The organism is Tranquillimonas rosea (assembly GCF_900111315.1).
Lineage (GTDB): Bacteria > Pseudomonadota > Alphaproteobacteria > Rhodobacterales > Rhodobacteraceae > Tranquillimonas > Tranquillimonas rosea.
This window is the reverse complement of the sequence record NZ_FOGU01000001.1, coordinates 254676-275327: the sequence shown is the minus strand read 5'-3', so window position 1 is coordinate 275327 and position 20652 is coordinate 254676. Positions and strand designations below refer to the sequence as shown.

Below are 20652 nucleotides of genomic sequence, written 5' to 3'. Positions count from 1 at the left end.
CAAAGCGACCGTCGCTGGCGGCGTTCGGTCGAGTCAAACTCAGATAGGTTCTTTATGGCGCTAAGACGTGGCTGTTCGCCCGAGCTTCTGGTCGCTCTGTCAGCCGCTCCAGTTGCTCCCTGCCTGCTGATCGAGGCCGACTGGCCCGATGGCCCGGTCCGGGTCCACACCGGCCGCTTCCCAATGGAGTGGGACGGCAAGACATGGCTCGGCGGCGGGTATGTCGTCGACGGTGACGAGCAGGTGAACCTCTTCGACTTCGCCGCGCCGGCCGAGGGCGAGGGCCTGACGGCTGACGGGGGCATGATCCGCGTCTCGGCCACGCTCGAGACGATCCTGGCCGAACGCGGCCGCGTGATCCGCAATCGCGAGATCGCGGTCTGGTTCGGGGTGACGACCTGGATGCATGGCAATGTCCTCGCCGCCGACCCCGTGCTGCTGTTCACAGGGTATTTCGACGAGCGGACCTTCCAGCTCGCGCGCGAGGGTGAGGATTACAGCCACGACCTGCTGTTGGGGCTCGGGATGGGGCCGCCGCCACGGGCGCAGGCCTCGGTCGAGCACAGCGCCGAGGATCAGCAGGCCGAGTATCCCGGCGACACGGCCGGGCGGCACCTGATTCATGCCGATAAGCGCAGGGTCAATCCGCCGGTGTGGCCGGCGCCGTGACCATCCGCCCGGCGGAGGTCTTCACGGCGGCCCGGCGCGAGATGCGCGGGCCGCTCGTGCGGGGCCGGCACGATTGCCTGACGACGGCCTGCGGGGTCTCGGCGGCACTCTTCGGGCGCGACCCGCTGGCGAGCGGTCGACCCGCCTATGACAGCTTCACGGGCGCGATGCGGATCGTCGCGCGGGCCGGCGGTTGGTTCGCCTGGTCGGAGGCGGCCTTCAGCGCCTCTGGCATGCAGCGGGTCGCGATCCCGCGAACGGGCGATCTCTGCCTCGTCGCGCGGCCCGACGCGCGGGGCGGCACGACGTTCGGCCTCTGCATCCGGCCGGGAGAGTACGTCGCGAAGTCGCGGCGCGGGTTCAAGATGATGGATGGCGATCTGATGGGGGCGTGGCGATGGGCATAGAGACGGCCATCGTTGGCGGCCTGATGTCGGCCGGCGTCGGGTACGGCACCGCCAGCTTCATCGCGGGAGCCGCCGTCAATCTCGGCGTCAGCTACCTCGCGAGCACGGCGATCCGGGCGATCTCCGGCGGCCAGCAGGACGCGCAGGACGTCTCAAGGCAGCTGTCGCAACCCGATCCGCACCCGGCCTATCGCCATGCCCTCGGCCTCACGCGCGCCACGGGAACGCCGGTGGCGATGCCGGTGCGGACGCGCTTCATCTGGGGGTGCTGGATCCTCAACAGCCGGCCATCGAAGCTCACCGATCCGGTGATCTACTTCGACAAGCGGCGGCTCGATTTCACCGGCGATCCCTTCGATCTGCAGGGCGAGGGCGCGAAAGCCGCCAGCGACTTGTTCGAGAACCATGTCGAGATGTGGATCGGACGCGGCGACCAGGGCGCGCCGCCGCAGTTCTTCCTCGACAACGTGCCATGGGCCGTCGACGGCGACGAGGACCTCTGGAAGGCCAGCGACCGCTGGGAAGGGCGGACCGTGATCTGGATGCGCCTCGAGGCCGGGGCCAGCGAGGAGTTCAACCTCCGTTGGCCCTCGGTGCCGCCGCTGGTCGAGGTCGAGGGGCAATGGTCGTTCGTCTGGGACCCGCGTGACCCGGCGCAAGACCCCGACGATGAGAGCACCTGGCAATGGTCGGACAATCACGCGCTCTGCGTGCTCGACGCCCTGCGCCGCAACCCGATGCGGCAGTATCGGGCGCTGAACCTGCATCTGCAGAGCTTCATCGATGCGGCGAATGCCAGCGACGAGACGATCCAGACGGCAGACGGCGGGTCCGAGCCTCGCTACCGGGCGGCCGGCACGCTGACCTATGATCGTCCGGAGATCGAGGATGTCGTGAACCCACTCGTGCTGTCGGGCGCGGCGAACCTGGTGCGGATCGGCGGGCAATTGGCGATCGCGCCCGGTGTCTGGCAGCCGCCGGCGGCGACCGTCGACGATGTGCTGGGCGAGGGCTTCACCTTCTCGGACATGGTGCCGGGCGCTGATCTCGTGAACGAGCTGCGGGTCGAGTACCTCTCGCCCGCGCGCGGCTACGAGATGGCGAGCCTGCAGCCCTGGCCGATCCCCGGGGCGCGGGAACAGGACGGCGGCATCGCCGCGCCGAAAAAGCTCTCGCTGCCGTTCTGCCCCTCGGCGACGCAAGGAATGCGCGTGCGCAAGATCGAAGGCCTGCGGATGCGCCGGCAGGACCGGATCGAGGGCGTGCAGCTGCCGCCCGAGTGCTTCGACCTGGTCGCGGGCAGCACGGCCAACGTGGCGTTCCCGGAGCCTTATGACGTGTTTGACGGCACCTATGAGATCGAGACCATTCACCCGGCCTTCCGTCCGATGGGTGGAGAGGGCGACGACGCCATGGCGATGGTGATGCCGGCGGCGATGGTCCTGCACAGCGAGGCGATCTACGAGTGGTCCGCTGCCGAAGAGGAAGAGATCGTCACCGAGCCCTATGACGGCGATCGGGGCGAGGTGCAGTTGCCGGGACCGATCACTGTCTCGGCCGCCAACCTCGACACGGGCGACACGGTATTGCCCAGGCTCCGGTTCGCTTTTGATCCGTCGCTGTCGTCAGGCGTCGACGCCTATGAGTGGCAGATCAGGGAATACGATCCGGGTCAGACCGCCGAAGCCGGCTGGTCCGAGCGCCGCATCATCAGCGGAGACGTGCGGGACGACAGCGACCAGGTCTACGGCATCACGGACGCGCTCAGCTCCTCCGGTGTCTACGACATCCGAGTTCGTACCGTGGCGGCGGCCGGCAAGTCCCGCTATCGCACCGTCGAGGGGGTCGCGGCCGAGGGCCTGACGATCACGCTCACGGCGCCAACATTTATCCAGGTCACCCCTTCGGCCAATTCAGTCTATCTGGAGTTCGCGACCTCAAACGATCCAGAGACGCGGGGCGTCGAGATCTGGGGCGCAGACACCGATAGCGAGGCCGCGGCGACGCAGCTCGGCGACCCGATCTACATCGGCTCCAACCGCTCGGCATCGCTTACGGAGGGAGGCCTGAACAACGGCCAGACCCGCTATTACTTCGCCCGCTCGTTCGGGCCTTTCGGCAGCACGTCGCCCTTCAGCGATAGCGCTTCCGCCACCACCACCAGCTGACGGAGCAAGGCATGAGTGCACCGCAATTTGGGCTGTCCGCCTCGGGCAGCAACCCTAAGTTCACCTCGCGCAACACGCTCGAGCTGGCGGTCCAGGCGGTCGTGGATCGCCTTCAGGAGTCGATCGACAACACCGCTCTCGCTGTCGGCATCGGCTCGGGCACGGTCTACACGTCCGCGGCAGACGGCATCGCGGGCACGAGCGACGGCGAGGTCTTCCTCGCGACGGTGTCGAACCAGCTTGTTGCCTACCTGAATGACGAAGGGTCTGAGAGCGAGCTTGCGAAGCTGCCGACGCAGACCAGCGTGGACAGCTTGTTGCAGGCCCTGGCGCGGAAGTTCGATACGCCCGACGGCCTGTTCCAGAATACCAGCCTGGGCTACGGCGGCGGCATTTTCGGTGTGTCAGAGGGCGATTTCATTGAATACGGGCGTTTCCGCGCCAAGGTGGCGGCATCGGACGCTCAGCCTATCTCGGATGATGCTGTAAACGGCTACCACAAGATCACGGCGGGGGGCGTGAAGCTTCGTGTCGTGCCAGATGTGACAGGCTATTCTGTTCCCGCCTTCGGTGGCTACACGGCAGCGGCTGTCAACGCGGCCATCGCGGCATCCGAGTTAGACGGAGGCACCCGGGGAAGCGTAGACGTATGGGTGCCCAACGGGAACTATGTGCTCGAGGCTACGACCGTTTCCATCCCTATCGGAGTGGGGTTTGTCGCGGCCTCCGGGGCGCTGTTTACCTACAACGGGACCGGGGCTGCAATCGAAGCCTTCGGGGACGGCCAGACCGGCACCCGCCGCATGGTACTGCCGAATATCGAACGCGACCAGAACACCGGCACGGATCAACCGGATTGGGACGCCGGGACGGATAGCACCTCGGTGGGGGTGCAACTGAATGCTCTGCACTACGAGCAGGTGCATCTCCGCGCCATTCGCGGTTTCTATATCGGCCTTGAGCTGAAAGCCCTCGACAAGACCCCGAGCGGCAACTCGCAAAACATGGTCTGCAACACGATCCACCTCGGGCAGATCATCAACAATCAGCGCGGCATCGCGTTCACCTACAACGCTACTGGAGGCGTCCAGGGCGTGAACCAGAACACTCTAATCGGGGGTGTGATCAGGATTGACGCTGCATGGGACACCGAGCCAGACCGGTATGGTTTTTACATGCCCGATCAAGAGAACAACGGAAACACGTTCATTGGCACAAATCTTGAGGATTTTTCTGGCTCCGCCGATGCCGAAATCGCCATCTACTGCAACAGCACGAACAATGTCTTCCTCAACACGCGGTTCGAAAACGGCGGTGCGGGCAGCATCGAGTTCGGGCCGCAGGGCGTGAACAACACACTGATCTGCTCGCTGGACGACCCAACCGTCGATGGACCGTTCGAGGACATTGTGAACGACAACGGTTTCGGCAACAAATACATAACGAACGACGTGATCGCCTCGAGGAAGTTCAAGCTCGACTTCAACACTGGACAGATTCTATTTGGCAACGGCAATGATGTAGCGTCGTATCCGCTTCGCGCATATGGTTCGGATGGAATCTGGCTCGGGGATAGCCTGCACAAGCGTGCGCGATACTACGGATCAGTCAGGCAGGAATCTTACGAGGTCACATCCGGGAACTTTTGGGACCGTGACCAGGACTTTGTTATCCTGAACAACGCAACCGGCGAAAACATCCTTGGGTCTGCGGCCGGTAGAACTGACGTTAACGGATTAGTCACTGTGATAGACGTCAACGGAAATTGCACGCTTAAGCACGCGTCCTCCCCGTCGTCTGGCGACATCGTAACGAAATCTGCCGCAGATATTGCTATGGTTGCCATGCAGCCAGTTCAGTTCATGCTCTACAACGGGATTTACTACCAGGTGTAAGAGCTGGGCGGGGACGAGACCCCGCCCAGCGTATCATTTATATTGTTACACCATGTACCTGCATGGCCTCTTTAAACCCTGAAATGCTGCGCCAATTCGTTCTAAACGTGGAGCGAGGAGGACCGGGGTTTTTCGTTGGGTAAGCAACTTCTTGCCCGAAAATTTCGCGGCCAAGAGCTGGGCGTATGTCTTCCCCGATGAGACTTGGCAGATGCATCGAGTGAAGTACCGAAGTGGTTTGCGGTCCGTGGTAGGCTGAAACGAAAAGGCAATCGCAGATACTACGCAAGAACCCCATGTGCGATCCCTGAAGCACTGCGCCTCGGTTAACGATGCTACGCTCTAGTCGCTTAACGGTGCTCGGCGCGAAAACGAGGTCGCCGAGTTTGCGCGCAGTAGGAAACTTATCGCCGCCACGCCGGTAAAGCACACGAAACTTCTTGTACAAGACGCTACGGGAATCGGAGTATTGCCGCCAGTTTGATGTCAGATAAACATCGCCAAGCTGACCTTTCCAAAAGACGACGTTCTTTTCAAAGTTGTCCGACACTTGCTTGATGGCAGGTGTCCACTTCCAACTGCCATGATTTACCTGACATCCGGCTTCGGCGATCTCAGTATTTTTCAGGCTTTGATCTTCCTTGTCGTTCAGTCGTTGCACTTCAAGCCCAAGTGCATTGTCCTCTACAAATTTCTGGACAAGCGCAAAATTGGGGTCCGCACTGAGAACTATTGTAGGGTTGCTCCACCTCAGAAGAAGAAGGTTCAGGCTGTCCTTCCCGCCGCATAGGATGACGTTGGTCTTGCCAGGATTGGCGCTCTCAATGGTGTCCACATCCGCCTGCATCGCCTCTGCAAGACGGCGCAAGAATGTGGTGGGGCTTCGCTCTTCATTGGTAAAGCGAACGTTGCCTACAAGCCTTTGAATTTCCGAAATGGCCGTTGGGTTTGGCCGACAAACGTCATCGAAGCCGTTTTCTAGGTTAGAGCGGAAATTGGGGTCGATGCTCGGGTTTTCGATGTGGTGTATTAGGGGTAGAATTGATACAGAGTATAGGTCGTTGTATTGGTACACGGGGTAAAACGACGAATTAATTACTGGCGGTCGCGGACTTCGGTAAATTAATGCATCGTGTCGTGTCCACATGTCATGGTCGGAGAACTCGGCTTTGTCGATGTTGTAAGGGTCGTGCGGCATAAAACACTCCGGCGGATTACTACAGCGGCAGACCGCCGCAGCACGACAGAATCGTCAAGTTGAAATTGTGCTTGAACGCCGGTTGCCGCGGCCATCGCCGCTTGGCTGCCAGTTGCTGAACTTCCACGAAACGACGGAGGCGGCATGACGTTTGCCGAGACCGTGCGGACCCTGTTCGGGCAGATGCCAGAGCAGGTCAGCGCGCTGATGTTATCCGGTGCCGCCGGGGCCTATGTACGGGCCGTGTTTGCGCCCCAGGCGAGTTGGAAGCGAAGGATCGTGGAAGGGCTCGCCGGCGCCTTCGGGGCGATCTTCCTGGGCGGGCTGGTCGGGCACGTGCTCGACAGCGTGACCGGCGGCGGGACCTGGGCCTACCTGGCCGCGGGCTTCATCATGGGTGAGGGCGGGATTGCCGCCATCAGAGGCGTGCGTCGTCTCGTCCTCGAGAGAGGCGAGAGATGACCATGCTCCTGGCAGCGAACAACCTGACATCCGCGATCATCATCCTGACGTGCTGGTGGCTGGCGCATATCAATGCGCGGGCCCAACCGCCGGGCCGGGCAATCGCGGCCGGCTATGCCATGGTCGGCGTGACCGTGCTCTTCACCGGTATCTCGCGGAACATCGACGTCATGGCGCCGCACGTCGTGCCCTGGCTGATCGTGGCCACCAAGGCCGTGCTCGCGGTGACGTTCCTGCTGACGATCTATCGGCGGTTCAAGCTCGGGGATCGGTAAGATAATTGAGGTCGCCGCTCCGGTGCTAGGTGTTTGGGGGAGGCGACGACCTCCGACCGGTCAGTAACGACGCAGCCGTTTTATAACATGCGCAAGCTGGGCTTGGCCGACAATGCAGCCTCCCGAGATCAGCAGTTTTCTGCCGCAAATGGGATTGAGGCCGCCAGGCCGGGACATTGGGATGAAGTGCCCGGCGGCCTCGGGACCGGTCGCAAAAGCGACAGGAGAGGTCCGATGTCCTGTTCTTCTCTTCGCGACATTTGCGCAACGTGAAAAGCTCTACATGTGGCGGACTTGCATCAAGACAATCGTAGCCCGTCGGGACGGCACCACACTACCCCGACGGGCTTAGGAGATCGCCGAGCAAATCTCGGCAGACCAGCGATAGCTGGCGCTCCCACTGCGGTAACACCGCAGTTGCCTTATCCGGTTCCGGTTTTTCAGGCGGTGAGCGATGCCAGCTTATTCGACCGGCGCCGTTGCAGCGGGGACTTCAGGCTGCATGACGGACTCACCCGAACTGAAGTAGGGCGCGCCGTAGTATGACGCGATTGCGATCGCGATGATGGCCAGTACTCCGATGATCATGTAGTCCCGGCGCATCCATTTGGGTTGGACAGTAGCCATAGTATTCTCTCCGGCCCCATGAGCGGGGTGCTGGATATATGGGAAGGCGCCGTTCGGGTTTCACCGATTTCTACAGCGCCACCAACAATAAATGTCGTTTGTTGGACCTGACGTCGCCGATGGTGTAGCTGCTCGGTAGTGGCTGGGCATCAGTCGACGCGTCGACTGAAGAGCAAGGCACTCCTCCCATGCGACATCCCATGTTCCGGCCCTACCGTTGCAAGACATGCGGTCACAGGATGCGACTGGACGGCGACTATTGCGATCAGTGTGGCGCCCTGAAGCATCCGGACCAATCCCTGGCGATCTGGCTCGCTTGGCTGCTGGCTGGCGCGGGCATGCTATTCGCAGCTTTCGTCGCGGTGTGGGTCGTGGCCAAGGTCTTCATGTAGGCCGCCGAGGTCCGATTGGGCCCCGACGGCCCGGCACTCACTCACTGCTCTGCTGGATGCAGAACGCCCCGTTAGGTGGCGCCGATCGGAACTGATTCAACCGATATCGCATTGTTCTAAGAACGCTCGCCGGAGCCGCACCACACGAACTCCGACGAGCGCCGGAGATGGCGAGCATTGCTCGCGCCTGAAAAAGGTAGGCGGTGTCAATCGCTTGGCAACGGCGAAAATCCGCCATTGCGCCCAGACGATTGGCAATCGGACGTCGCCACTCGTCCACTTTGCTAACCACCCCGCGCTCAGTACAGGTGCATTTGCAAGCCGCCCGGATCAGTGGATCACTGGCATTTGATCGCCCTGCTTCGCAGGAGTGTGGGTCGGTAGGTCTGTCGCCTGTAGACCATGGGCCATAAATGGCCGGTTGCCGGATGAGGGGCGTCGACGGCGGACTTTCCATCTTCCCGACTCATCCAACCTGCGGCATCAAGATCGTCATTGGATGACGAAGTTATATTGCGAGCATTGATGCCCCGGACGGGCGGTCAGATGGATCCAGGCCAACTGAGTGTACGTCCGGGGTGGGAGTCCCGGCTCCGACCTGCCGGGACACCTTCGCCTCTACGGGGCAAGGAGATCGAGCGATGGGTCCCGAACCGCCAGTCGACGACACCTTCATGCTCGGCGTGATCTTCGCCATCGCGATCCTTCTGGTCGTGATGTCCTTCTCGGCCCTGGTGCGAGAGAAAGATGATCTATCGATCGCGCCCGACACGACGCGTGCTGACGAGTAGGCGACGCAAGGCCCTGTCGGGCTGGCGTCGCTGTTATCGAACGGCGGGCCCGTGCGGGGCGCCGTCGCGGACGTGAGGCTTCCTGCTGGACACTGCAATCTGTGATGAAGAATGGAGGCCGCCGGGCGGGCATCCGGGATTATTGTCTTCCCGGCGGCTCCAAGGATCGGTTGCTCGAGAGCGGTTGGGGTCGATCCATAGACAGGATGCACCGGTCGATCCGTGGTCGCTATCTTGTTCTCGACCGAGAGGGCCAAGAAACGACATCCGCTAAAGTAAATACACGGTCGTCCACTAAAAAAACGGCCGCCGGCGACAGAGCCGCGGCGACCGAGTTTAGGAGTCGGAGTCCCCACACGGGAACACCACTGGTATACCTAAACCCTTTGCATCTTCGCACAACCGTAACCGCCCGATTGAGGCCACCTGCCTGCCTTCGGGCGCGGGTCTTATACTCCGTCGTTATTGACGTCGTTAACGACGTCGTATCGGGCGGGGACAGATATGCGGCATGAGGTGATCGTCGGTGTCGAGCGGCGACGGCGTTGGTCCGATGATCAGAAGCTCGGTATGCTTCTGGAGGTCGGTGTCGCGGGGGCGACCGTTGCGGACGTCGCGCGGCGCCACGACTTGACCCGTCAGCACATCTATCAGTGGCGTCGCGAGCTTCGGCGGAAGGGGATGTGGCCGAGATCCGATGGGGCCGTGTTTCTGCCGGTCGAGCATGTCGTGGAGGAGCTGGACCAAACTCCCGATGTAGAACCCGAGGAGGCTCTTCGGTTCGAGATCGTCCTGGGGAATAGCCGGACCCTTCGCTGCAACGGACAGATCGAGGATGACGCTCTCGTCCGGCTGATCCGCCTCGTCGAGGCGGCATGATCGGGCCGGGCACTGGGGTCCGGGTCTACCTCGCCTGCGGCGTCACCGATATGAGGAAGGGCATCGCGGGTCTGTCGGCCATGGCCCAGGATGTCCTGCGCCAGAAGCCCGCGAGCGGCGCGGTCTTCGCGTTCCGGGGCCGCCGGGGCGATCGGCTGAAGCTCCTCTACTGGGATGGCCAGGGGTTCTGCCTCTACTACAAGGTGCTTGAGCGCGGCCGTTTCCCGTGGCCGACCGCCGAGACCGGCGTTGCCCGGCTGACCTCCGCGCAGATGGCGATGCTATGGGAGGGGATCGACTGGAGACGCCCGGACTGGGGCGCACCACCAGCGCGGGTGGGGTAATTTTCTCCCAGAACCCCTTGTTTTATTGGCTATATGCGACGCGTCATGGTATCTGTCGTCATGTCCGACAGTGCCGACGGCCTCACCGATGACCCCACCGTTCTGAAGGCGGTGATCGCCGCCCTTCAGGCAGAGAATGCCCGGATGTCGGCCACGCTCCAGGCCCATGAACAGCTGGTCCAGGCGCTGCGCCTACGGATTGCCAAGCTCCAGAAGCAGGCCTTCGGCAAATCTTCCGAGAAGATCGAACGGGAGATCGCGCAGCTCGAGCTGGCGCTGGAGGATCTGCTGGTCGCGGCTGCCGAGCAACGTGACGGGCCGATCGAGAACGATGAGCCTGCCGCAGCCGACGCTCCTGTTGTTGAGGCAAAGCCACGACGCAGACCGCGCGTATCGGACGCCACGCCCCGCGAACGCCGCGAGTTCGATCCTGGCACCTGTTGCCCCGACTGCGGCGGTGATCTGCGGGTGGTGGGCGAGGATGTCAGCGAACTTCTCGACCTGGTCGCCGCGCAGATGAAGGTGATCCAGATCGCGCGGGTGAAGAAGTCCTGCCGCCGCTGCGAGCAGATGGTGCAGCCTGCGGCCCCGAGCCGCCCGATCCCCGGCAGCATGGCTGGTCCGGGGCTGCTGGCCCAGATCCTCGTCTCCAAGTTCGACGACCATCTTCCGTTGTATCGTCAGCACGAGATTTACGCACGCATGGGCGCCGATATCCCCGACAGCACGCTTCTGGATTGGTGCGGCGGGGCCATGAAGGTGCTCGCCCCTGTCATCGAGCGGATCGAGACCGAGGTGATGGCTGCACCGATCCTCCATGCAGATGACACTCCGATCCGCGTGCTGGACCGGTCACGTCGGGACCGCGGCCTCGGAAAGGGGATCAAGCAAGGGCGGGTTTGGGCCTATGTCTCAGACCAGAGGCCTTGGGCCGGCACGGCGCCACCGGGTGTCGTCTACCGCTTCTCCCCGGATCGGAAAGGCGAACACCCTCAGCGCCATCTGCGGGATAGCAGCGGCATCCTTCAGGCAGATGCCTATGCCGGCTTCAATCCGCTCTACGCCCCACGCGCTGATGGCAGCAGCCAGTTCCGCGAGGCAGCCTGCTGGGCTCATCTGCGTCGTGACTTCCATGATGTCTGGGAGGCCACGACGTCCGAGATCGCGCGAGAAGCCCTCGACCGGATCGGAAAGCTCTACGACGCCGAACGTGAGATCGCCGGTCAGCCTGCCGAGCTGCGCAAGGCCGCGCGCGGGCAGCATTCCAGGCCCATGGTCGACGCCTTCAAGGTATGGGCCGAGGCCCAGCTGCTGCGCATCCCGGGTAAAGGCGATCTCGCCAAGGCCTTCCGCTACGGGCTCTCCCGCTGGCCGTCCTTCGAGCTGTTCCTCGAGGACGGACGCATCGGGATCGACAACAATCCCGCAGAGCGCGCCATGCGCCCGATCGGGATCGGCCGGAAGAACTGGCTCTTCGCCGGGTCCGACAGCGGCGGCGAGACGCTCGCCCGGGCCATGACCCTGATCGAGACAGCGAAGATGAATGGTCTCGACCCCCAGGCCTGGCTCGCCGACGTCCTCGACCGCATCCACGATCACAAGATCAACCGTCTCGACGAGCTCCTCCCCTGGAACTGGAAGGCCGAGGTCTGAGCTGCGGTCACAATCGAGCGGTTACGCACAACCTTCGTCCGGCTGAAGATCTCCCGGCGGTTCAAGCTCGGGGGCGGTGACGCCGAGGCGGCCTGAGTTCTTCAAGACGTGGTAGCTGGCGGGCGCTTCAGAGCGTGTCCGAGCGACGTATCCTCACGCCCGCTGGTCGAACGCTTACTCAGAAGGCGCCACAGTGCTGGGAGCATCGGTCGCGCCCGGAGTGAGATAGGGTGTAGCAAAATACGATGCGACTATGAGAGCGATGGCCGCCAGCACGAGGTAGGTGGCATAGTCCCGGCGCATCCATTCCGGTTGAAGGGTAGACATTGGCTGACCTCCCGCCCCGAAAATGAGGCCTTTTAGATATAGGGTGTCGTGCAGCCGATTTCAGTAGCGAGCGAGTACCCCTTGGCCGGAAACGGCGATGAATGCATCAACCACGCCGAAGCGAACGAAGGCGCCGACAGTCCGGTCGACAGTCACCGCCAATATCTAGAGCTGATCAGCTCTTCGCGGTCGTGCATGCAGATTTCAGAAGAGCAAAGCCCGCCGGGGTACACCACTCACAGTCCCCGACGGACCTAGGATAAAGCCTGGAAAATGTCCCGGCAAACCAACCTTGGCAGGTTCTCAAACTAAGAGAACACCGCAGTTGCCCTATCCACTTCCAATTTCGTGAACGTGAAAGCGAGGCCGCCGGCACGCCTGAGCGCCCCGACGGCCCGCACTCACTCATAGTGCCAACACACTCGGCACTACGCCGAAAGTAGTACGTCCACCCATCATCTCGACCCCACCAGCCTGCCAGTGAGCGGGCTTTTTCTTATGGAGGCACACCATGTCTGACAGAACGACCCGCGTCCTTCAGATGACGCTCAACGACCTGGGCCACGATCCCGGCCCTGCCGACGGCATCATGGGCAAGCTGACCCGCGGCGCCATGACCGACTACCTGGCGACGAAGGGTCAACCCGATCCGGGACTCGAGCCCATCACCTTCGGCGGCGCGGCCAGGACGCTCGACGACATCGACCTGCCGAAGATCGGTGCGCAGATCGGCGTCGGCGAGGATGAGCTGCACGCCGTGATCGATGTCGAGGCGCGTGGCTCCGGGTTCGACGGCGACGGCCGCGTCGCGATGCTGTTCGAGCCGCACATCTTCTGGCGCGAGCTGGGGCCCGGCGCCAAGCGCGACCGCGCCGCGGGGCAGGGGCTGGCCTATGCCCGGTGGGGTACGCGGTCCTATCCCAGCGACAGCTATCCGCGGCTGAAGGCAGCGATCGAGATCGACGAGGATGCGGCGCTGCGTTCGGCCAGCTGGGGTCTCGGCCAGATCATGGGCTTCAACTGCAAGATGGCTGGGTTCGAGGCGGCGCGCGAGATGGTCGAGGCCTTCGCCGAAGATGAGGAGGCGCATCTCCAGGCGATGGTCGACTACATCGTCTCGGCCGGGCTCGATGACGAGCTGCGCCGGCACGACTGGTCCGGCTTCGCCCGCGGGTACAACGGCCCGGCCTATGCCACCCATGGCTACCACAACCGGCTGAAGCGGTCGTTCCTGAAGTGGCAGGACATCCCCGACACCCTTTTCGACCGGACGCAGGAGATCGCGGCATGAACGTGAGCAAGATCGTGAAGGACGCAGTGGGGCAGGTGGCCCCGACCGTCGCAGGCGCGCTCGGCGGGCCGCTGGCGGGTCGTGTGGTGCGCGAGGTGTCGCAGGCCGTGACTGGGCGCCCGGACGCGCCTGACGCGCAGTTGCGGGCCGCGGTGCAGGACATGGGCAAAGCCGAGCTCGAGGCGTTGGCGGCGCTCGAGAGCGAGTACACCGCCCGCCTCAAGATCGCGGCGAAGGACCGGGCCGACGCGCGGGCGCGCCATAAGGGCGCACTGTTCCCGATGGTGCTGGCCGGCGTCATCATCGCCGGGTTCTTCGCCGTACTCGGCACGCTGATGTTCGTGGCTCCACCAACCGGCATGCGCGAGGTGCTGATCGCACTGATCGGCCTTCTCGGCGGCGCGGTCTCGAGCGTTACGCAATTCTACTTCGGATCCTCGCAAGGTTCGAAGGACAAGACCGCGCTGATGTCGGGCGTGAAGAAATGACTGCCGCCCTGATCGCGCTCGCCCTCGCCACTCTGGCCGACATCATCACCACCATCATCGCCTTGCAGCGGGGCTTCGTCGAGGCGGCGCCCGTCATGCGCTGGATCATGTCCTGGGCCGGGTCGGCGTGGTGGGTGGTGAAGATCGTGTTCACCGTCGTGGGTGCATGGGTTCTGGTCCGGTTCATCGGTGATCCCGTGGCCGTTTGGGCGTTCGCGGCCGGCATCGGGCTGGTCGCGCTCTGGAACCTGCGGCTGCTGGTGAAGGGCTGACGACGATGGACATCATCCTGAACATCCTCGGCGCTGGCTTCGCCGGTGTCATCGTCGCGCTGATCGTCGCTATCCGCGTCAGCAATCGCTATGGGGAGGCCAGGCCGCAGGATGGGATCGGCAACGGGCTGCTCTCACTTATCGCGGGCTTCGTGGCGTTCGTCGCGGTATTCGTGGGTTTGCTGGTCTGGGGCTGATGAGCCGCCGGGCGAAGGGTGTCCGCACGGCGTGGTGCGCGTACCGTCACGCCCTCCGCCGGAGCGTGACGCATTTCCCCCGGCATCCAGTTTCAGAAGCGCAGAAAGGAACGAAGCTCTTTCTTTAAGCGTCCCGGTCTGGTCTGACTGCGACCGTATTGATGAGGTCGCATATGTCGGAAGCTGGACTTACCCTATACGTAGATTTGGAGCAGGGCTCCCTTATTGACTTGGAGGCTGCCGCGCGCGCCCAACTGGCTTGGGTCTCGATGATAAAGTCGGTGGGTCAGCAGCTCGATCCGATGGCCGACTGGCATGTCGAGCTTGAGAGCTCACTTCCTGGCAGTCAGCGGATCAGGAGCATTATCAAGCTGCCGAGTGATCCGCATACGCGGGGTGCGATTGTTGGGGCAATAACGACCTCCATCATCTTCTTATTCAAGGAGGCAGCTGCGTGGGGTGTTGGCGAGGTCATGGACTACATCAAGGGCCCGGATGCTCCTGAAGAAGTTCAAGTCCTATCCGACGAAGAGATGAGTCAAATCGCCGAAGATGTCGTTGGCCTTCTGCGAACTGGTACTGCGCGAAGTGAAGCCGGACTCGTATACGAGGCCTTAGAGAAAGATCGAAAGGTTGTCGGTGCGGGTTCCACCTCAAATCGCGAAGGTAAACCCTCGCGCGTAGTCCGGCGCGACCAGTTTCCTTTGGGGCACGACACTGAGCTCGAGGAGGAGCCTGAACAGCGCACTACCACTGAGCAAATTGAGCTAACCCTGATACGTCCAATCCTGAGTAACGACACCTCGCGCCGCTGGGGCTTCCAGTCGAAATACGGCGCATTCGGGGCGCCAATAAAGGATCAGGCGTTCCTCAATGCCATGGCAGACGGTGCCCTAGACTTACCGATGGCAGAGGGCATTCAGATGGTGGTCGAGATCGAAATATCCGAAGAACGGGAGGGGCAGGTTTGGCGACCGACGGATCGGATAATCACGCGAGTGATCGAAGTGAAGCCGCCGCCGAAGCAGACTGGCTTTGATCTACAGGGCCCGTAGTAGGATCAATCCTCCAACCGCAATGATGATCGCGGCGACGATAGAAGCCCAGAAGCTGATAGCCTGAACGACACTCAGGAGCCCAAACACGATCGCTGCGGCAAGCATCGGAACAACCCATGCCTTCCATTTACGATGCTGATTTTGCTCCATTTTGTCAGACATGCTCATATCTCAGCGCGTGCGGGCCTCTTACCATATAGATCGCGCAATAGAAATGCCGCAGTGAACTTTCCGCGACCGGTTGGACTGCGGATGTCCGCCCTGGCGTCGTCGACTGCGAATCCAATCCTGGGTCCGAAGCCGGCACTGGCCCCGACCTTGCCGCCCGCCTATCTCCCGCCGCATGTACATGCTCGCCATCTGGTGCGGCTGCGGCCACACCGCCAACGTCCAGCTCGGCCCGACGCCTGCCGACCTTCCGAGCGGTACTCGCGAGGAACTGCTGACGCGCGCCTGGTGCTCGCGCTGCGGGCGGAAGGGCGCGGCCGATTTGCGGATATACTGGGATGCTGGCGGCGAACCGATGCGGGGGTATGGAGGCAGCTGGCGAGATGCGGAGTAGATCGTTGGGCTATCTCGTGCCTGTCGTCTCTCAGGTGTATTTTCCGCACCGCCCGATGATCAGTTCCCCAAGCTGCCCGACCATGCCGGGCGAGGCGCGCCGTGAGGAGGGGGCGCGCCTCACAATGCCGGATGCGTTGCGACTTACACCTTGATGAAGTGGATCAGCAGCCCGATCGCGAAGGCGCCCATCATGGCAGCCATCAGCTTCACGAGGTACATCGGGCTGGGATCGCTGGGGTTCAGGTCGTCCCAGACCTTGCTCAGGGTGTTACGTACTTTGCCCATGGGCTCCTTTCCTTCACTCGTTCTCCCCTTGGCTTCCTTGACCGTAGGGCCGTGAGCTCGAGGAGCAACCGGTGCGGGGCTCGCGTCGTCTCGGCGATGAGCTTCGCGGCCAAGGCCGTTTCAAGCGTGATCTAGGGCATCAGAGACAACACGAAATAGCAGCCGATTCCGTGGGACACATGCCCCGTATGCCATTGACCCGCAATGCGCCCCGGCGCGAAAGTGTGGGACACAAAAGCATTGATTGTGCTGGATAAATTTGGATTTTTGGTAGGCCCGGAGGGACTACCGGCACGCCCTGCGAGAGAGGGCACTGGCGCCGACCGCGCCACCCGCCTATCTCCCGCTGCATGTACCGCTCGCCATCTAGTCCGGCACGCGTGAGGAGCTGATGGCGCGCGTTTGTTGCTCACGCCGCGGGCGGAAGACGCGGCCGATTTGCGGGTTTACTGGGATGCCGACGGCGAGCCGATGCGGGTTTATAGCGGGTAGTGTAGGCATTCTCTTGAACTATGGCAGCGTACCGCGCCGAGACGCTGGTTTGACGATCAGGTCGATCAGTATCACCTACTCTGAGAAGCCGTCGCGTCGCTAACGGTAAAGTCGGAGGTGACGAACCGTCCTAGGGCATTTGCCACGTGTTCGCGACGTGTTGGCAACATCGTATTCGGAGAGCCGAGAGCTAAGCCATGCGCAGAGCAGCTGATACCTTGCATGTAGTGTTTTTCGTGCCGAACCCCGGCGGTGAAGAGCATCCGCAGCCGATGCGGGATATGGACATGGAGCCAACAAACATCCCGTCAGTCGGCGACTATGTCTACAGTCCGCAAGGCGATCTTCCGGTGGCCTACCGCGTAAAATCACGGCACTTCGATCCGGCGGGCAAGCGCGTCGGGGTGGTTGTGGAAAGGGTGCAAGAAGTTGAAGACAGTCCGTTCCTGTAATCTCTGGACCGATTTAGTTTGATCGCGCAGCGTTTAGATATGCGAAGCGGGTCTTCCATTGCAGACTAAGAAGGCTTCACAGGTATCCAGAAATACGTCTCCGCGATCCAAACTACTAGAGCGGCCGAGACTGCGAACAATGCGAGCATGAGCACCAAGACGATCGCCAATCTCACGTAGTCCCGTCTCTTCATCGGAACGTCGTTGAAGCGGTTGATCCGCTCCTCCATCTCGGAGGACTCGAAGCGGTCAATCTGTGTTGAGCGTTGTATCATGTTCTTCGCGTGACAAAGTTCGTAGCGTAGCAAGAGGACACAAGGTCGAAGAGCCGTCAACGCCGAGACATAGCCGCGAGGCATTATAATGTTGTTTTACCAAACTGGTTTAAGTCAGGCACGGCAGAACTAAAGCACCTTCCCATATCCCAGCGAAACGAGGCTTCACGACTCTCGGAATTGAAGGGGGCATGAGCTCCAAACTCCCCGACACCGACCGGAATCGGGAACAACACGGGGTCAAGTTGTGAGCACCCGCCTTTGCGCCGCTCTCCGAAGGCACTGGCCGCAGAGCGAATGTCCGCCTCGTTCTGACGCATGACGAGCTTCCGAGCGCCACTCGGGAGGAGATGTTGGCGCGCGCCTGGTGCTCGCGCTGCGGGCGGAAGGGCGCGGCCGATCTGCGGATTTACTGGGATGCCGGCGGCGAGCCGATGCGGGGGGGCGGGGCGTCGTAGCCCTTGGTGCGGTTTCGGTGCGGATTGAGCGATTTCAACCGACGCGAAACGGACCGGAATCGGGAGCATTCGCGGCTCAAGTCGCGAACATCGGCCCCGGTGTTGCCCTCCGAATGCACTGGTCAAAGCAAGTACGACCGACTCGGCACATCAGAGGATGCACGCTCGAGTACAGATTGTCCGATACGTAGCCACAGTGGATTACCGCGGACAGTGTCGAAGCCGACCTCCGTGCCAACCAGTCCGGAGCACGGAAAAGAGCGCATTCACTTAGATGACAGCCGGGTCTGGATCATGGCCAAGGCATCGGAAAAGGCCGCACTTTCGCGGGTACTGTCAAGCTCCTCCGGATACCGATCATCACCGTTGGCAATCGACCGAGCGGTCTCGGCAAGCTTCTGAATGGGGCGCAGAAAGTGTTGACCGAAGAGTATCGAGAACAAGAGCATCCCCATGAGGACGAGCCCGCAGAAACCGAGAAGAACCTGCGTCAAGTCACGAACATCTCCTTGTGGTGTGGTGCTTGGCACGCGCACTGCCAACGTCCAACCCGAGCGAGGCATGGTGTCAGCCGTCAATTTCGTATGGATACCAACAAGATATGCCCCGTCCGCGGTGGCTCGCATGAAGCGACGTTCCGAGGCAATCGTAGCTGCCAAAGCGATGTTCTCGGAAAGGGGCCCAAAACCGGAGAGATCACCATCGATAACGATCTCCCCGGCGGAGTTCAGCACGAAGAAATCGAGACCGAGATCGCGCGCAGCGGTTGTCAGGTATTCTTCGATCCAGTCCACCTTCACCCGGTAGACCATCACACCATCGACGATTAGATCAGGCCCCTTGATGGGCACAGACATGTTCAAGTAGCGGTCCTCGCCGCCGGCCCGATCCAGGGAGAAGACGTTGCCGAAACTCGGTGTCTTCAATCCCTCTCGGAACCAACGGCGACCGCCGACATCTTCGCCCTCTCGATAGCCATTCGAGCCTGCCAAGACATGGCCGGACAAGTCCGCCACACCGGCCCAGGCGATCCGGTTACTGGCCTCAACCACCGCATCAACAAACGAAGTCATCTGCTCACGCGAGCCGAGATTGACGTTCTCGGCAACGGCCTCGAGGCTTTCCCACTCCCGCGCCATCGCGTTCGCGAAGGTCATGCGTACGGACTCCGTGCCCCGTTGCACAAGGTTCGCCTGTACAGATCGCTCAAAATCCGATGCGTAGTGCCGAACCCCCAAGACAAGCGAAATCATGGCCGTCACGCATGCCACCGCCATAAACCCGACGAGAGATCGGCGGAGGCTCGGTTGATACTGATACTCGCGCTTGAGAAAGCTCATTCATGCTCTCCGAACACCTTTTGCACTACCTTACGACGACCTCTGCCATCCGACACGCCTACCTTTGAAGAGGGTTTCCGTAGATAACATCCAAGGAGAATTTGTCCTTTCTGAGACGGCCGCCTATCTCTACGCAATAACGTGGCCTTATCATCGGTAGGTACTCCAGGTTGCCTTTACGCAACTTTGGCGGCACGCCTGTGTCACAGCACTCGCGGGCCGTCGAGGGCATGCTGAATGTGCCAGTGAAGAGGAACGGTTATGAACCGCAGAATGCTTCTTGCCCTGCTTGGAGCAGCGTTCGGCTTTCCCCAGCTCGCGCTCGGTCGTCAAACCCATGGAGAGACGCAGTTGGATGACGCTTGGACTGCATGGAAAAGCCGGTTTCTACGGGATGACGGGCGTGTGGTCGATCCGGAACAGGAGGATGCGAGTCATTCGGAGGGTCAGGGCTACGGCCTGCTTCTGGCGCAGGCCCGAGGCGACTCGGATGCTTTCGATAGGATCGAGCGTTGGACGCGGGCCAACCTCCTTGTCCGCCGCGATGCGTTGATGGCGTGGCGATGGACACCGGGAGCCGGTGTCCAGGGCGCGGACTGGCATAACGCGACCGACGGCGATCTCTTTCGGGCGTGGGCCCTGTTGCGCGCGGCACGGGACTCGGGCTGGGACGTCGATGCCGAAGTCTACTTGGCAATCGCACGTGATATTTCGGCAAGCTGCCTCTGGCCAGACCCGCGCGCCGCCGCTGAGCTGCTCTTGCGCCCCTCTGCCGAGGCGCGCGCAGGCTCGGCGCGCGTGTTGCTCAACCCATCCTACATCATGCCGCGCGCTCTCCGCGAATTGGGCATGGCGAACAATGACGCCCGTCTCATCCGTGCAGCCGACCATGGCGAGACCTGTCTTGCGGAACTGGCGCACACGGGTCGCATGCCTGACTGGATCGATGTCACAGAGAGAGGATACGTCTCGCCGCAGGAACATGACCTGAGATCCGCCTACGATGCATTGCGGATCCCTCTCTACCTGATCTGGTCGGGACGACGGTCGCATCCCGCGGTCGCGCTGGCGCGTGAGCGGCTTATCAGTGCACACAAGGGTCAAGTCGTGGTAGCGCGGAACCTACTCGGAGACATCGTGGCAACAAGCGACTTGCCGGGATACATCGCAGTAAAGAATCTGATCGCCTGTCACCTGGTCGACGCTTCGACTGCCGGCTCGCCCGTCCGAGGACCCTACTACCCGGCCTCCCTCTACCTGCTCGTTCAAGTGGCCGATGCAGAGAGTTCGACCTGCGCCGCGGGTTGAAGCCGTTTCCGAACACTGATCATCTAGAGGTGGAATTTGGGTGGGCGCCTCCCGTTTTACACCCGGAGGCAGAGTAGCGAGGATC

The 20652-nt window shown here is 62.0% G+C and carries 21 protein-coding genes; 18 read left to right on the top strand and 3 right to left on the bottom strand.

The annotated features are described in order from the left end of the window. Nucleotides 1–54 precede the first annotated feature (54 nt). The 4 genes from BMZ25_RS01250 to BMZ25_RS01235 are packed head-to-tail and all read left to right on the top strand — an operon-like array spanning nt 55 to nt 5139. Nucleotides 55–669: a hypothetical protein gene (locus BMZ25_RS01250; protein ID WP_143071483.1), complete on the top strand. Its 615-nt coding sequence runs from the start codon at nt 55–57 to the stop codon at nt 667–669. Further along, nucleotides 666–1076 (top strand): DUF6950 family protein, encoded by a 411-nt coding sequence (locus BMZ25_RS01245; RefSeq protein ID WP_143071482.1) that lies wholly within the window; start codon nt 666–668, stop codon nt 1074–1076. Before BMZ25_RS01250 ends, BMZ25_RS01245 begins: the two co-directional genes overlap by 4 nt. After that, nucleotides 1067–3244 (top strand): phage tail protein, encoded by a 2178-nt coding sequence (locus BMZ25_RS01240; RefSeq protein WP_092687185.1) that lies wholly within the window; start codon nt 1067–1069, stop codon nt 3242–3244. The genes BMZ25_RS01245 and BMZ25_RS01240 overlap by 10 nt, the downstream gene beginning before the upstream one ends. 11 nt (nt 3245–3255) lie before the next feature. Further along, complete coding sequence (locus BMZ25_RS01235; RefSeq protein ID WP_092687182.1) at nt 3256–5139, top strand: hypothetical protein; 1884 nt, start codon at nt 3256–3258, stop codon at nt 5137–5139. A 37-nt stretch (nt 5140–5176) separates the two neighbouring features. On the opposite strand, the gene BMZ25_RS20370 is transcribed toward BMZ25_RS01235, so the two are convergent. Continuing rightward, a complete protein-coding gene (locus BMZ25_RS20370) occupies nt 5177–6337 on the bottom strand; it encodes a hypothetical protein (protein ID WP_143071481.1) in 1161 nt (386 codons plus the stop codon). A 144-nt stretch (nt 6338–6481) separates the two neighbouring features. On the opposite strand from BMZ25_RS20370, the gene BMZ25_RS01225 reads away from it, so the two are divergent. The 12 genes from BMZ25_RS01225 (at nt 6482) to BMZ25_RS01180 (ending at nt 15390) form a co-directional block, all read left to right on the top strand. Continuing rightward, nucleotides 6482–6799 carry a hypothetical protein gene (locus tag BMZ25_RS01225; RefSeq protein ID WP_092687176.1) on the top strand — a complete coding sequence of 106 codons (318 nt, stop codon included), beginning with the start codon at nt 6482–6484 and terminating at the stop codon, nt 6797–6799. Continuing rightward, complete coding sequence (locus BMZ25_RS01220) at nt 6796–7074, top strand: hypothetical protein (protein ID WP_092687173.1); 279 nt, start codon at nt 6796–6798, stop codon at nt 7072–7074. The genes BMZ25_RS01225 and BMZ25_RS01220 overlap by 4 nt, the downstream gene beginning before the upstream one ends. Nucleotides 7075–7889: 815 nt before the next feature. Next, nucleotides 7890–8093, top strand: a complete 204-nt coding sequence (locus BMZ25_RS20660; RefSeq protein WP_177190352.1) for a hypothetical protein — start codon at nt 7890–7892, stop codon at nt 8091–8093. A gap of 641 nt (nt 8094–8734) precedes the next feature. Beyond that, complete coding sequence (locus tag BMZ25_RS20655; RefSeq protein WP_177190351.1) at nt 8735–8884, top strand: hypothetical protein; 150 nt, start codon at nt 8735–8737, stop codon at nt 8882–8884. A 504-nt stretch (nt 8885–9388) separates the two neighbouring features. Continuing rightward, nucleotides 9389–9763, top strand: a complete 375-nt coding sequence (gene tnpA, locus BMZ25_RS01215) for an IS66-like element accessory protein TnpA (protein ID WP_092687170.1) — start codon at nt 9389–9391, stop codon at nt 9761–9763. After that, complete coding sequence (tnpB, locus tag BMZ25_RS01210) at nt 9760–10107, top strand: IS66 family insertion sequence element accessory protein TnpB (protein WP_092687167.1); 348 nt, start codon at nt 9760–9762, stop codon at nt 10105–10107. Before tnpA ends, tnpB begins: the two co-directional genes overlap by 4 nt. A 60-nt stretch (nt 10108–10167) precedes the next feature. Then, nucleotides 10168–11760, top strand: a complete 1593-nt coding sequence (gene tnpC / locus BMZ25_RS01205; RefSeq protein WP_143071480.1) for an IS66 family transposase — start codon at nt 10168–10170, stop codon at nt 11758–11760. An 838-nt stretch (nt 11761–12598) separates the two neighbouring features. After that, nucleotides 12599–13378 carry an N-acetylmuramidase family protein gene (locus BMZ25_RS01200; protein ID WP_235859747.1) on the top strand — a complete coding sequence of 260 codons (780 nt, stop codon included), beginning with the start codon at nt 12599–12601 and terminating at the stop codon, nt 13376–13378. Then, nucleotides 13375–13866, top strand: a complete 492-nt coding sequence (locus BMZ25_RS01195; RefSeq protein ID WP_092687161.1) for a hypothetical protein — start codon at nt 13375–13377, stop codon at nt 13864–13866. Before BMZ25_RS01200 ends, BMZ25_RS01195 begins: the two co-directional genes overlap by 4 nt. After that, complete coding sequence (locus BMZ25_RS01190) at nt 13863–14138, top strand: DUF5658 family protein (protein ID WP_092687159.1); 276 nt, start codon at nt 13863–13865, stop codon at nt 14136–14138. Before BMZ25_RS01195 ends, BMZ25_RS01190 begins: the two co-directional genes overlap by 4 nt. A 5-nt stretch (nt 14139–14143) precedes the next feature. Next, nucleotides 14144–14335, top strand: coding sequence for a hypothetical protein (locus tag BMZ25_RS01185; protein ID WP_092687157.1), 192 nt, complete (start codon nt 14144–14146; stop codon nt 14333–14335). A gap of 302 nt (nt 14336–14637) precedes the next feature. Further along, nucleotides 14638–15390 carry a hypothetical protein gene (locus BMZ25_RS01180; protein WP_143071478.1) on the top strand — a complete coding sequence of 251 codons (753 nt, stop codon included), beginning with the start codon at nt 14638–14640 and terminating at the stop codon, nt 15388–15390. Nucleotides 15391–16098: 708 nt separating this feature from the next. Here BMZ25_RS01180 and BMZ25_RS20650 read toward each other — a convergent pair. Continuing rightward, nucleotides 16099–16242: a hypothetical protein gene (locus tag BMZ25_RS20650; RefSeq protein WP_177190350.1), complete on the bottom strand. Its 144-nt coding sequence runs from the start codon at nt 16240–16242 to the stop codon at nt 16099–16101. A gap of 689 nt (nt 16243–16931) precedes the next feature. Here BMZ25_RS20650 and BMZ25_RS20365 point away from each other — a divergent pair. After that, nucleotides 16932–17186 (top strand): hypothetical protein, encoded by a 255-nt coding sequence (locus BMZ25_RS20365; protein ID WP_143071477.1) that lies wholly within the window; start codon nt 16932–16934, stop codon nt 17184–17186. A 999-nt stretch (nt 17187–18185) separates the two neighbouring features. Here BMZ25_RS20365 and BMZ25_RS01170 read toward each other — a convergent pair. Continuing rightward, nucleotides 18186–19259 (bottom strand): cache domain-containing protein, encoded by a 1074-nt coding sequence (locus BMZ25_RS01170; RefSeq protein WP_092687149.1) that lies wholly within the window; start codon nt 19257–19259, stop codon nt 18186–18188. A 273-nt stretch (nt 19260–19532) separates the two neighbouring features. Between BMZ25_RS01170 and BMZ25_RS01165 the strand changes: the two genes are divergently transcribed. Then, complete coding sequence (locus BMZ25_RS01165) at nt 19533–20567, top strand: family 8 glycosyl hydrolase (protein WP_177190349.1); 1035 nt, start codon at nt 19533–19535, stop codon at nt 20565–20567. Nucleotides 20568–20652 lie beyond the last annotated feature (85 nt).

Bases quoted from the DNA above. Each gene is read 5' to 3' on its own strand.
- BMZ25_RS01190 (WP_092687159.1), top strand. From the start codon at position 13,863: ATGACTGCCGCCCTGATCGCGCTCGCCCTCGCCACTCTGGCCGACATC.
- BMZ25_RS01180 (WP_143071478.1), top strand. From the start codon at position 14,638: ATGGCCGACTGGCATGTCGAGCTTGAGAGCTCACTTCCTGGCAGTCAG.
- tnpA (WP_092687170.1), top strand. From the start codon at position 9,389: ATGCGGCATGAGGTGATCGTCGGTGTCGAGCGGCGACGGCGTTGGTCC.
- BMZ25_RS20660 (WP_177190352.1), top strand. From the start codon at position 7,890: ATGCGACATCCCATGTTCCGGCCCTACCGTTGCAAGACATGCGGTCAC.
- BMZ25_RS20655 (WP_177190351.1), top strand. From the start codon at position 8,735: ATGGGTCCCGAACCGCCAGTCGACGACACCTTCATGCTCGGCGTGATC.
- BMZ25_RS20650 (WP_177190350.1), bottom strand. From the start codon at position 16,242: ATGGGCAAAGTACGTAACACCCTGAGCAAGGTCTGGGACGACCTGAAC.
- BMZ25_RS01235 (WP_092687182.1), top strand. From the start codon at position 3,256: ATGAGTGCACCGCAATTTGGGCTGTCCGCCTCGGGCAGCAACCCTAAG.
- tnpB (WP_092687167.1), top strand. From the start codon at position 9,760: ATGATCGGGCCGGGCACTGGGGTCCGGGTCTACCTCGCCTGCGGCGTC.
- BMZ25_RS01200 (WP_235859747.1), top strand. From the start codon at position 12,599: ATGTCTGACAGAACGACCCGCGTCCTTCAGATGACGCTCAACGACCTG.
- BMZ25_RS01220 (WP_092687173.1), top strand. From the start codon at position 6,796: ATGACCATGCTCCTGGCAGCGAACAACCTGACATCCGCGATCATCATC.
- BMZ25_RS01185 (WP_092687157.1), top strand. From the start codon at position 14,144: ATGGACATCATCCTGAACATCCTCGGCGCTGGCTTCGCCGGTGTCATC.
- BMZ25_RS20370 (WP_143071481.1), bottom strand. From the start codon at position 6,337: ATGCCGCACGACCCTTACAACATCGACAAAGCCGAGTTCTCCGACCAT.
- BMZ25_RS01165 (WP_177190349.1), top strand. From the start codon at position 19,533: ATGCTTCTTGCCCTGCTTGGAGCAGCGTTCGGCTTTCCCCAGCTCGCG.
- BMZ25_RS01250 (WP_143071483.1), top strand. From the start codon at position 55: ATGGCGCTAAGACGTGGCTGTTCGCCCGAGCTTCTGGTCGCTCTGTCA.
- BMZ25_RS01225 (WP_092687176.1), top strand. From the start codon at position 6,482: ATGACGTTTGCCGAGACCGTGCGGACCCTGTTCGGGCAGATGCCAGAG.
- BMZ25_RS20365 (WP_143071477.1), top strand. From the start codon at position 16,932: ATGCGCAGAGCAGCTGATACCTTGCATGTAGTGTTTTTCGTGCCGAAC.
- tnpC (WP_143071480.1), top strand. From the start codon at position 10,168: ATGTCCGACAGTGCCGACGGCCTCACCGATGACCCCACCGTTCTGAAG.
- BMZ25_RS01195 (WP_092687161.1), top strand. From the start codon at position 13,375: ATGAACGTGAGCAAGATCGTGAAGGACGCAGTGGGGCAGGTGGCCCCG.
- BMZ25_RS01170 (WP_092687149.1), bottom strand. From the start codon at position 19,259: ATGAGCTTTCTCAAGCGCGAGTATCAGTATCAACCGAGCCTCCGCCGA.
- BMZ25_RS01240 (WP_092687185.1), top strand. From the start codon at position 1,067: ATGGGCATAGAGACGGCCATCGTTGGCGGCCTGATGTCGGCCGGCGTC.